Consider the following 11,898-nt stretch of genomic DNA (forward strand, 5'->3'; position numbering starts at 1 on the left):
CTCTGCTGAATGTTGATGCAAAATGTTCGCATTTCATGAACGAAACAATGCTCAGTAATATGGTACTCAGCGTTGAATCGATTTGGGTTTGACGAAGTTAGAAACTGACATCAATCCGAAAAACCAAAATTCCCAGATACAACATAAAACCTTGAAATGGCCAGCCTTAATTAAACAATTGAATTTAATAAAATCTTTCCCCTTGTTTGAATTGTGATATAAAAACTGAATTATGTACTAAGGTAAAGCCAAACAAAAATTTATTCGATATCCAAACTAAAAGAAAGCTAATTAATTCAAAATTATTTTAAATATTATTTATATAAATTATCTTTGATTAACCAAACATCTTAAAAACGAAATTTAACAGAGGTTAACATGAAGACAAATGTAAGCGAAAAGTACGGTTGCGTAATCATTGAACTAAAAGGCAATGTTATGGGCGGCCCAAGTACAGAAGAATTCAGCGACCTCTTGCATTCACTTGTTGAAGAAGACAAAACGAACGTAATCGTTGATCTGGGGAAAGTGAAATTCATGAACTCATCCGGTTTGGGAATGTTAATTGGTGGATTGACGACTATGAAAAAAGCGGGGGGAGACCTGAGAATCTGTCGCGCAGACAATAAAATTGAGAGTCTGTTGGTTGTTACTAAGCTCATTACTGTGTTTAAGCATTTCAAAACACTGGACGAAGCTGTAGAATCATATAGCTGAGATTCTTTTTAAAATTTCTCTGCCCATAATGTGGGCAGAGTTTATCTTATTTAATCCATTCTTTTCGTACTTTTACTAATATCGATGAGGGAATGAAAGGGTACTCATATTTGTATTTATTTATATAGAGAAAGTTGAATACAAATTTCTTAAAACATGAGTACTACAGTTTTAAACGAAAATAAATTAAAAGGCATGGAAGTAAATATTGGAATATCAAAAGAGCAAAGAAAAGAAATCGCTGATGGCCTGTCTAAAGTATTGGCAGACAGTTATATGTTATATTTGAAAACACATAACTATCACTGGAATGTAACAGGTGAACATTTCCATTCGCTTCACGAACAATTTGAAGAGCAATATACAGAACTTGCAGAAGCGATTGATGAAATTGCAGAGCGTATTCGATCACTTGGTTACCGGGCGCCCGGCTCATTTCGAGAGTTCAAAGAGATCACCTCAATAGAGGAAGATACCGATCATGATATTAAAGCGATGGAGATGGTGCGACGGATTGCCGTAGACAATGAAACAGTACTAAGAACCGCCCGACAGGCTGTGCCCGCTTGTGATGAAGCCGGTGATGAAGCAAGTTTGGACCTATTAACTCAACGGCTGGATGTACACTCCAAAACAGCTTGGATGTTGCGCAGTCACCTGGAATAAGTTCAATTATTTTGAACAGATATTTTTTGAACTAAATTTTTTGGAACCGAAGCTGTTAAAATTAGTTTAACGGCTTCGGTTTTCTTATTTGGGAATATCATTTACCAATACTAACTAACCATAAAGGAGAAAGATATATGGAATCATTAGCTAACATAGATTTTATGGGGCTTGTAATTGAATACGGGCCCAGGCTTTTATTTGCAGTACTAACGCTTGTAATCGGTCTTTGGATCGTAAAAATTATTGCCAAGGGAGTTGAAAAAGGACTGGAAAGGGGCGAGACGGATGAAACGCTTAAAGGATTTTTAACCAGTATTGTTTCAGTTTTATTAAAGATATTGGTGTACATCACAGCCTTAGGGATGCTCGGTGTACAGATGACCTCCTTTATTGCCATTCTTGGTGCTGCTGGTTTGGCAGTTGGTTTGGCGCTCTCAGGTACACTCCAGAATTTTGCCGGGGGTGTGATGATACTTCTCTTCAAACCATTCAAAAAAGGTGATTTTATTGAAGCTCAAGGATATTCAGGGACAGTCAATGAGATTCAAATCTTCATGACTATTCTGAAGACTCCCGACAACAAGACTATAATGATTCCAAATGGCCCTCTTTCAAGCGGTTCCCTGACTAATTACTCCACAGAACCAACACGCCGGGTCGACTGGACTGTAGGTATTGGATATGGTGATGACGTGGATAAAGCCTATGAGGTAATACAGAATTTAATAGACGGGGATGATCGTATCCTGGATGAACCGGCACCTTTTATTGCGGTAAAAGAGTTGGCGGATAGTTCAGTAAATTTTACAGTTCGTGCGTGGGTTAATGCGTCTGATTACTGGGGAGTATTTTTCAGAATGAACGAAGAAGTGTATAAAACATTCGAGAAGGAAGGACTTAATATCCCGTATCCACAGACGGATGTTCACATCATAAAGGATTAAAGGATTGCTTTTTAACTTCAAAGCCCTGCTCAACACCAGGGCTTTTTTTATTGGGCAGACAGGTACATTTTTTAGATGACTTTTCATAAAATTTTTATGGTTCTGGGCGGTTGGGCTAAATCGCAATATGTGGAATAACAAATGACTTTCAATAACTCCGCAACACAAATTTTAATCTCTTAAAATTTATATATAGATATGGAAGAGACATTTAATCAATACTCAGAAAGTTTAATGCCACTCTTTGTAGAGTATGGACTCAGTATTATTGGGGCGGTGTTGATTCTGTTTATTGGATGGACCATTGCAGGATGGGCATCGAGAAAAACTGTAAAAAAAGCTACCGACTCAGAAAAGATCGATGAAACGCTGATACCTATTCTTGGGCAAACAGTCCGAATTCTTCTGCTTCTTGTAACCATACTCGCTGTACTCAATCAGTTTGGAGTAGAAACGGCCAGCATAATTGCAGTACTGGGTGCCTCTGCCCTTGCCATTGGCCTGGCACTGCAGGGAACCTTAAGTAATGTTGCGGCTGGAGCCATGTTGTTAATTCTTCGTCCCTTTAAAGTGGGTGATGCCGTAAGCATTGGCGGAACAACCGGTATTGTTGATTCTATCGGGTTATTTACAACCGAAATGCACACGTTTGATAATATCGGGGTTTCGATGCCCAACTCTCGTGTTTGGGGAAACGAAATTCAAAACTTGAATAAGTTTGATACCCGGCGTGTAGATATGGAGTTCGGAATCAGCTATGATGACGATATGGATAAAGCAATAAGTATAATCAAAGATATTCTTGATGCAGATGAACGAGTTCTGGATGAACCTGAACCTTTGTTAGCCATTGGGAACCTTGGTGATAGCTCCGTTATAATCAGAGTTCGACCGTGGGCGGCTACCCCTGATGTTTGGCCCCTTCGATATGATATCATCAAAAAAGTAAAAGAAGAGTTCGACAATAACGATGTAACATTTCCATTTCCGCAAAGAGATGTTCACATGTTCAACCAAAATTAAAATTAGCTGATAATTAGCAAGCCCTGGTAAAACAGGGCTTTTAAATTATAAAGAATATGGCGTTTACCTTGCTTCCAGTTTGAATCTTCGTTAAACTTCAAAGCTTACAGGAAGGCTTCGGGCCGTAATTTTGCAACCAAATGAAGTATCTGTTTTGACTGACACCAATTCAAATAACACCAGTAGTAACCATCTCTTCGAAAATAATTTTGCCTACGTAACCGAAGAGGGTGAGATTTTCCTTAAGAAAACCAAATTTTTTGACAAGAGAGTGCTTACCAAAGTAGATCCCGATTCTGTGGATGCCCAAATCAAAAAGCTGGAAGATGCTTTTTCCATAATCGAAGAAAAATTCGAAACACTATTCGAAGAAGCTTCCACGGAAACGAAAGAACAGGTTGATGAACTTGAGGAGAAATTGCAAAGCCTGAAGAAAGATGTAACCGAAGCAGATGCCATTGGAGATTTTGAGGAATTGATCAGCAATGCTGATAAGAAACTTGCCAAAATGAAGAAATCAGTAACAGAAGTTGCCGAGAAGGAGAAACAATCTGAAACGGCAGAGGAAGAAGTTGAGCAACCATCCGTATCAAATGAGGCAGAGAAGACGGAGGATGGTGAGGTTACTGAGAATGAAAAGGCAGAGGAAAAGAAAACAGCTGCTGAAGAAGAATCTGCGGAAACAGATGATGAAGAAGAGTCGGACGAAATTGTAGTTGAAACGGAAGATGAAGAGTCTGAAGTTTCAGAAGAATCCGACGAAGATGATATCGACGAAGAGGAAACAGCAGAAGATTATTACAAAGGATTAGCAGAGAAAGCAGAGACCCTTGCCGAAATGGGCGACTGGGCTTACGCTTCCATGGAGTTCGATAATATTGATACGCAGTGGGAGGAAGGTCCCGATCCGGAAGGTGCCGACATCAAACCTTACCGGGAAAAAATTGATGAACTGCGGGAGCAATTCGAACAAAAGAAAAAAGATCACTACGAGGAACAGAAGAGGATCAAACAAGAGAATCTTGAGAAGAAAAAGGATCTGCTTGATCAGTTGAAGAAGATTGTGGATGAGGAAAAATGGACTCATACCCGTGAAGTCGGAAAAATTAAAGGAAAGTGGGATTCCATTAAGCCGATTCCTGCAGGTGAGCAGGAAAAGCTGGAAAAATCATTCCAAAAACATCTTGATACCTTTGATGAGCATAAGGTAGACCGGTTGGTTAAGAAGAAGCAGCAGGAGGAAGACAATCTTACGGGTAAGCTGGTCACCCTTGAAAAGATGGAGAAGTTCCTGAACAGTGTAGATGAAGAAGCGGACTGGAAAGAACTGGACAAGAAGTTTTCAAAGTATGCAAAACAGTTCCGAAAAATCGGACGAGTCCCGGCTGATAAAAACCAACAGACTTGGGATCGATTTCACGAGACCCAGGACACATTCCACTCCATGCGGTTTAAGTACGATAAAAAATACCGCAAAAATATTGAGAAGTTTCTATCCAAGAAGAAGAAATTGATTGATGAAGCAGAGGCACTCCTTGATACCGACAATATTGCAAAGGCTGCCCGACAGGTGAACAAACTTCACCGGCGCTGGAAGAAGGTTGGGAATCTGCCTCAGAAAGATGAAAACGAGCTTTGGGATCGATTTAAAGCAGCAACCGACAAGTTCAATGATAAGAAGGGTGACAACATTGAAGTTCTCAGACAGCAGGAAGATGAGAACTATAAGCAGAAGTTGCAGTTGATCGAAAAGGCTGAAGATATTAAGGATTCTGAAGATTGGGAGAATACTCATAATGAGTATCAAAAATTGATGGACCAGTGGAAGAAAGTGGGTCCTGTTCCGAGAAAAAAATCCAGCAAAATCTGGAAGAAGTTTAAAGGAGCGATGGACCATTTTTACGACCGGCGCCGGGATCATTTCAAAGAGGTGAAGGAGGAGCGAAAAGATAACCTCAAAGAGAAAGAGGAAGTTCTTGAAAAACTAAAAGCGCTTAAAACACATGAGAACCCAATTGAAGCGGTAAATGAAGCAAAACCACTTCAGGAAGAGTTCAAAAAAGCGGGCTACGTTCCCATCAAACACAAGAACCGAATGTGGAAGGAGTACCGTGAAACCTGTGATGTTATTTACGATCGGTTCCGCGCTGCAAAATCAGCTGCGCAGGTCGTTGGAAAAGAGAATGTTGATAACTTCTCTACCGACGATATCGCCGAGATTCGGGATAAGAAGAAAAAAGCTGATAAACTCAGAAAAGAGATCAAGAAATTGAGCAGCGAACTCATTCAGAAGAAAGAATCGCTCAGTTATTTCAAGCCTTCAAATAGCGGAAGTTCACTACTCGACGATGTGAAAAAGAAAATTGATGAAGCGGAAGAAGAAATAGCAGAGAAAGAAGACGAACTTCAAGAACTTGAGATTGAGATCGACAAGATTAAACGAGGAGCTTAACGAATAGCTTCAGCATGAACGTCCTGCCTCCCATGCCCTGCATTACTTTTCTCAACAGGACTTAAGAAAGGCGCCATCAAAAGCAGCAGTACAATGATGAAAAGTGCAATTGCAAATGTACTTCTCTTCTTTGTATGGTGAAGATCACCTGAGCTGCCCTGGATTTTTATTTTTATCCATTTCCAATGCAAGATTACGTGAATTGCCATCATAATGAGAAATGAAATTGCGATCCAAAAATGGATATTTCCCCAATCGTGTCGACCCATTCCCCAAACGGCATAACCTGATCCGGGAGGAATTACGAGGAAAATTAAGAATCCTGTAGACAACAGGCACAGGAACAGGAAAAATGCGATGGAGTCCACGAAAAAGTTTACTGCAGGTTTCTTCATATCTCTCTCAATATTTGAAATAATTTATAAGTCTTTATCTAATAGACTATCAATCTGCTGTTAATATTGTATGAAGTGTGTAACATCAATTATGAAAAACCCTAAAATGGCGAAGGTTGTATTGTCTTCGTAGACCTGCTGCTGCTTTAAGAAATGAGATGATTACAAAGAACTTTTCACATCTTCATAGTAGTCTTCGTAAACGGTAACAATCTTGTCGATCTCAAATTTTTCAGCACGTTTCCTGGCGGCTTTCGACATTTTCTGCTGCAATTTTTCATCCGTTAAGATTTCAGTGGCGTGTTGTGCCATACAATCGATATCACCAAGTTCGCACAGGTATCCGGTCTCTCCATGAATATTCACTTCAGGTAATCCGCCAATGTTAGAACTGATAACCGGCACACTGCAACTCATTGCTTCCAGTGCAGCCAGGCCAAAGGTTTCGCTTCCGGAGGGAATCATAAACAAGTCGGAGATTGAGAGTACTTCCTCAACCTGGTCCTGTTTTCCAAGAAATCGTACCTGGTCGCAGATACCGAGCTCGCGACACTTATTTTCAGCTTTAGTGCGTTCCGGGCCGTCACCAACCATCAGGAGTTTTGCTTTTACGCCGTTTTCTAACATTTTACTGAATGTGGAAACTACATCTGTCACACGTTTTACCTCCCTGAAATTAGAGACGTGAGTCACGATTTTTTCATCTTCCGGACAGATCGCTTTTTTGAAATGTTCTTTTTTTGATTTTTTGAATCGCTCCAGGTCAATAAAGTTTGGAATCACTTTAATATCCTTGTTGATGTCAAACAGGCGATAGGTTTCTTCTTTTAGGTATTCCGAAACAGCCGTTACCCCATCACTTTGGTTGATGGAAAAGTCAACTACCTTCTTGTAGGTAGGGTCGGAGCCCACCAGCGTAATGTCAGTTCCGTGGAGCGTTGTGATGACAGGTACGTCTTTGGCTTCTTCTTTTAAAATCTGTTTGGCAAGATAGGCGCTCGTAGCATGCGGAATGGCGTAGTGCACATGCAGAATATCGATGTTTTCAAATTGAATGAGTTGAACCATCATGTTGGCAAGAGCCAAATCATACGGTGGAAATTCAAATAGCGGGTAAGTGCTTAAATCTACTTCGTGATAGGCGATATCTGTTCTGAATGAATCGAGACGGGCCGGTTTTGCATAACTGAGGATGTGTAGCTTATGCCCGCGATTGGCAAGTCCCTTGGCGAGCTCAGTAGCAACAACACCACTACCGCCAAATGTTGGGTAACAAACAATTCCAATGTTCATAGAAAAACGAAGTTTACTTGTTATGAGAATACATTCAACCGAACAATTAAATTTTATCCAGCACGATTATTCAGCCATTTAATGTATCAACAATTGTTGTGAAATACAGGCATGTAAACATAATTTTATATTTATATGATAAATGATCGGTGCGTTCGTTTCATCCATGTACAATAGAGGTGCGTTTCTTTAATTGCAGTATTAGGTGAAAATTCTCAATTCCGTTATATTTAAAACCGTTTTTCATTTAACTCTTTATTGATTCATATCATTATGGCCGGACATTCGAAATGGGCGAATATTAAACACAAAAAGGCAAAGGAAGATGCCAAACGCTCGAAGATTTTTACAAAGCACATTCGCGAAATTACGGTAGCTGCACGCGAAGGTGGAGGTGATCCCGATACCAATCCGCGGCTTTCCCTGGCTATAGACAATGCTAAGGCAGATAATCTCCCGAAAGACAATATTGAGCGTGCCGTAAAAAAAGGTACCGGTGAGCTGGATGACGGTACAGGAAACTACGAGGACGTAACCTACGAAGGATATGGACCGGGGGGCATTGCATATTTCATTGAGGCCACCAGCAATAATTTAAACCGAACTGTAGGCGACATTCGTCACATATTTACAAAGCACGGCGGAAACCTGGGAACAGATGGATCGGTTGGATATATGTTTGATCAGAAAGGATCTATTAAAGTGAAAAATGAAGGCTTGGATGAAGAGGAGTTTATGTTGATTGCAATTGATGCCGGTGCAGAAGAGTTTGAGGCAGAAGAAGATTTTTTTGAAGTTATTACGTCTCGTGAAACTCTTTTTGATGTACGTAAGAACCTCGAAGAGCAGGATGTGGAGATTGAATCAGCTGACTTGATTCGAATACCGGCTACCGAAGTAAAAGCCGATCCCGATACAGCTCGAAAGAACTTAAAATTAATGGAGAAGTTTGATGATAATGATGATGTTTCAAACATCTTCACCAATATGAAAATGGATGATGAAACACTGGCACTTGCAGAGGAAGAATCCTGATTTGAAATATACTCAAGAAGTTTCTTTATCGTTTATATGTCGGATCAAAAAATTGCCATGATGAGAACAACTTTATTTCTGATACTTTTTTTATTTCTTTCGGCGTCCTCCGTTGAAGATGCCCGAAGAGCAAATGATGCCTTTGAAAATGGAAACTACCAACAGGCTGTAGAGCTGTATCAACAGGCGATTGAGGAGGATCCTGAGAACGCAAAGCTTTATTTTAACCTTGCATCAGCTCTGCACAAAGTTGGCAAGACGGAAGAAGCGATGCAGGTGTATGACCGGTTTGAAGATCTGTCGGAATCTGCTGAAGAACAATCGTATGCCAGTTACAACCAGGGCACAATGTTGACCGAACAGAACAAATACGATGAAGCGGTAGAATACTTTCGCGAAGCGTTGAAGAAGAATCCTAATGATTCCGATGCCCGCCACAATTACGAGCTGGCGCTCCAAAAGCAACAGCAGCAGGAGCAGCAACAGCAACAACAGGACCAGGAGTCCGGTCAGAACGATCAACAGCAAAATCAGGATCAGCAACAGCAGGACGGAAATAACAATGAGCAGCAAGATCAGAATCAAAATCAGCAACAACCTCAGGGCGGCCAGCAAGACCAGGAACAACAGGAAAACGAGCAGCGTCAGCCTCAACCACAGCCTACGGAGATGACACCCGAGGAGGCACAAAATATTTTAGACGCCTTAAAGCAGCTTGAACGGGAACTGCTTGAAAACATGAAAAAAGAATCGAGTGAAACACCCACTACAAATGAGAAGGATTGGTAGTTCTCTTGCGGCCAGGTTCGGTATTCTGAGTCTCATTTTATTGTTGATTCCCTTCGGCAGGATTACCCTGGCTCAGCAGGATTTTCAGCTTGAAGCCACTGTTTCGGAAAATAAAATTTTTATCGGGGAACAGTTTAACCTGCGGGTTGAGGTAAGCGGTTCTTCCATGCGCGATGTCTCTCTGCCGGTTGTTCCGGATATTGAAGGTATCGGGTTGCTTTCCCAAATGCCTTCTCGAAGTTCAAGTATATCCATTGTAAACGGGCGAACAACCACATCAACTACGTACAGTTATGGCCTGATTGCACGTGAAAAAGGGTTTTTTACAATCCCTCCAGTCACTATAGAGATTGATGGACAGGAATACCGAACCGAATCGATCCAGGTTGAAGTGATTGAGAAGGGGCAACTTTCTTCAGACGGAAACAGGCAGTTGCCTGAGATATTCCTGGAAGTAGAGATTGATGAACAAAATCCGGTACCCGGACAGCAAATTGTTGCCAGTGTACAGCTCTTTTTTAAACAGGGAATAGAAGTGACCTCCTTTCAGCCCAATGCGGGGTGGCGAACCGACGGTTTTTGGAAGGAAGAGCTGCAAAATATTCGTCAACCCCAGGCAGAGTCAGTGATACTCGAGGGTGTTCGATTTCGTACGGCAACCCTTATTCGATATGCCCTTTTTCCTACACGAAGCGGAGAGTTAACACTTTCTGAATTTCCCTTGAATGTCGGTATCCGAACTCAATCAGCCAGAAACGATCCATTTGGAAGTTTTTTCGGATCGGCTGGAAGCCAGCGGCGGGTTACGCTCGAATCGGAGCCGATCACTATTGATGTAAGAGATATCCCTTCTGCTCCAAATGCTCTTTCTATGAATGCCGTAGGAGATCTTTCCATAGAACGAACTCTGGCAACGGATAATGTTATGGTAGGTGAGACACTGGAGCTTACCACGAGAGTAAATGGTGAAGGAAATATTCCGTTGGTTCGAAAGCCGGAATATAATTTCCCGGATAATCTTGAGCTGTATACACCGCAAGAAAGCAGCAATATTGAACGGAGGGGGCTTACCATTAGCGGAGAGAAGGTGTTTACTGAATTACTGGCACCCCGTGCGCCCGGAGATTACGAAATTCCAGCTGAAAGAATCGCCGTTTTTGATCCCGGAAGTGGTAATTATGATTTTGTAAACCTTCCCGCACTCAGGTATACAGTTCATCCCGGTGGAAATGTGCAAAATGCCGTTTCATATTCCGATGGATCACAGATTCAGCCCGTAACCGGTTTAGCAGTCTGGCATGAGGCCACATCGGAATCGATATTTAGCCGTTTTTGGTTTTGGCTTCTTTTCATTATTCCGTTTGCAGGCTTGATTGTTGCGATTCGCAAAAAACGATTGTTGATGAAATTATCGACCGACAAGGAGTTTGCACGCGCTCATCGTGCGGCTGATTTGGCCCATGAACGCTTGGAGTATGCCCGGTCGATTGTGGATGAGGCTGCCCCGAAAGAGATCTATAACATTTTGCATAAAGCTTTGTTTGGTTATCTCACTGATAAGTTCCATCTGCCGGAGGCGGGACTTTCTGACCAGGAGTTGATCCAAGAAGTCAGAAAGAGTGAAATCGAGGAGGCTCAACAGTCTCAGATCAAAAAGATGCTGGACAAATGTGCCACAATCAGTTTTGCACCTTCCGGCGACAGAACAGATTACAGGAGTGATATAATCAGAACGGAAAAATTGATTTCAGAATTAAACGAACAGCTTTGAAGAGGTACATTTTTTTAATTGCAGTTTTCTGTTTGTTAGTGCCGGGAAGTATGGCCTTTGCCCAACAGCCGCTCTTTGATGAAGCAAATTCCCTGTTAAGTGAGGGGAATTATCAACAGGCTGTTAATATGTATCAATCGATTGCCGATGACGGATATGAGTCCGGTGCATTATGGCAGAATCTGGGAGTTGCATACACCCGTTTGGACTCCCTGGGAAAGGCTAAATATTATTTTCTCAAAGCTGAGAAATTCAGTGAAACTGAACAGCAGGCCGAGACAGCACTCCAGTTTATCAACAATCAATTTCCAAGGCAATCGGCCGTTTTACCTGCTTTACCGTGGATTCGATTTATCAATTTTCTCTCAGAAAATATTGGTTTAAAAGCAATTGCGTTTGCAGCACTCTTCTTTTTATACCTGGGTATTGCGTCTAAAATTGGAGCGTGGTTTCGGTTCGATTTCAAAAAAACTCTTAATTATGTTAGCTACGGTTCAATTATTTTTTCAGTCGTACTGCTGATATGCTCCATCGTTATCCAATACCAGCAAAACCGTTACTCAACCGGTGTGATGATCGATCGCGAAGCTCCCGTGTATCAGAGGCCTGAGGATAATTCAACAGTCATAAGCACAGCTTATGAAGGATACAAGATGCAGGTTGACAAAACCGAGAGTGAGAATCAACAGAGTTGGAAATATATTCGACTGGAAAATGGAATGTACGGCTGGATCCGTGACGGACATATTATGACGTTTTGAAATATTCTCCCCTTTAGGGGAGTACGACTTTAGTCGGGAGGGGTGTAAG

At 41.5% G+C, this 11,898-nt stretch carries 11 protein-coding genes; 9 read left to right on the top strand and 2 right to left on the bottom strand.

What is annotated here, in order from left to right; genetic code table 11:
* The first annotated feature begins 378 nt into the window (after positions 1-378).
* The 5 genes from L6773_RS03485 (at position 379) to L6773_RS03505 (ending at position 5,805) form a co-directional block, all read left to right on the top strand.
* A complete protein-coding gene (locus L6773_RS03485; protein ID WP_237852463.1) occupies positions 379-717 on the top strand; it encodes an STAS domain-containing protein in 339 nt (112 codons plus the stop codon).
* A 156-nt stretch (positions 718-873) separates the two neighbouring features.
* Positions 874-1,383, top strand: a complete 510-nt coding sequence (locus L6773_RS03490; protein ID WP_304622107.1) for a Dps family protein — start codon at positions 874-876, stop codon at positions 1,381-1,383.
* A 137-nt stretch (positions 1,384-1,520) separates the two neighbouring features.
* A complete protein-coding gene (locus L6773_RS03495; RefSeq protein ID WP_237852464.1) occupies positions 1,521-2,330 on the top strand; it encodes a mechanosensitive ion channel family protein in 810 nt (269 codons plus the stop codon).
* Between the two features lie 198 nt (positions 2,331-2,528).
* The gene (locus L6773_RS03500) at positions 2,529-3,353 is read left to right on the top strand and encodes a mechanosensitive ion channel family protein (RefSeq protein ID WP_237852465.1); all 825 of its coding nucleotides are present in this window, start codon (positions 2,529-2,531) and stop codon (positions 3,351-3,353) included.
* Between the two features lie 154 nt (positions 3,354-3,507).
* A complete protein-coding gene (locus tag L6773_RS03505; RefSeq protein WP_237852466.1) occupies positions 3,508-5,805 on the top strand; it encodes a DUF349 domain-containing protein in 2,298 nt (765 codons plus the stop codon).
* Here the strand turns inward: L6773_RS03505 and L6773_RS03510 are convergent.
* Positions 5,802-6,200, bottom strand: a complete 399-nt coding sequence (locus L6773_RS03510) for a DUF4405 domain-containing protein (protein WP_237852467.1) — start codon at positions 6,198-6,200, stop codon at positions 5,802-5,804. The two genes, L6773_RS03505 and L6773_RS03510, sit on opposite strands and share 4 nt — an antisense overlap.
* Before the next feature lie 162 nt (positions 6,201-6,362).
* Positions 6,363-7,493 (bottom strand): N-acetyl-alpha-D-glucosaminyl L-malate synthase BshA, encoded by a 1,131-nt coding sequence (gene bshA, locus L6773_RS03515; RefSeq protein WP_237852468.1) that lies wholly within the window; start codon positions 7,491-7,493, stop codon positions 6,363-6,365.
* A 273-nt stretch (positions 7,494-7,766) separates the two neighbouring features.
* Here bshA and L6773_RS03520 point away from each other — a divergent pair, with 273 nt between their 5' ends.
* The 4 genes from L6773_RS03520 to L6773_RS03535 are packed head-to-tail and all read left to right on the top strand — an operon-like array spanning position 7,767 to position 11,849.
* Positions 7,767-8,528, top strand: coding sequence for a YebC/PmpR family DNA-binding transcriptional regulator (locus L6773_RS03520; protein ID WP_237852469.1), 762 nt, complete (start codon positions 7,767-7,769; stop codon positions 8,526-8,528).
* Positions 8,529-8,585: 57 nt separating this feature from the next.
* A complete protein-coding gene (locus L6773_RS03525; protein WP_237852470.1) occupies positions 8,586-9,317 on the top strand; it encodes a tetratricopeptide repeat protein in 732 nt (243 codons plus the stop codon).
* Positions 9,301-11,088, top strand: coding sequence for a BatD family protein (locus L6773_RS03530; protein WP_237852471.1), 1,788 nt, complete (start codon positions 9,301-9,303; stop codon positions 11,086-11,088). The genes L6773_RS03525 and L6773_RS03530 overlap by 17 nt, the downstream gene beginning before the upstream one ends.
* Positions 11,085-11,849, top strand: coding sequence for an SH3 domain-containing protein (locus tag L6773_RS03535; RefSeq protein WP_237852472.1), 765 nt, complete (start codon positions 11,085-11,087; stop codon positions 11,847-11,849). The genes L6773_RS03530 and L6773_RS03535 overlap by 4 nt, the downstream gene beginning before the upstream one ends.
* The last annotated feature ends 49 nt before the right edge of the window (positions 11,850-11,898 follow it).

The sequence above is a fragment of the Rhodohalobacter sulfatireducens genome (assembly GCF_022012475.1).
GTDB lineage: Bacteria > Bacteroidota > Rhodothermia > Balneolales > Balneolaceae > Rhodohalobacter > Rhodohalobacter sulfatireducens.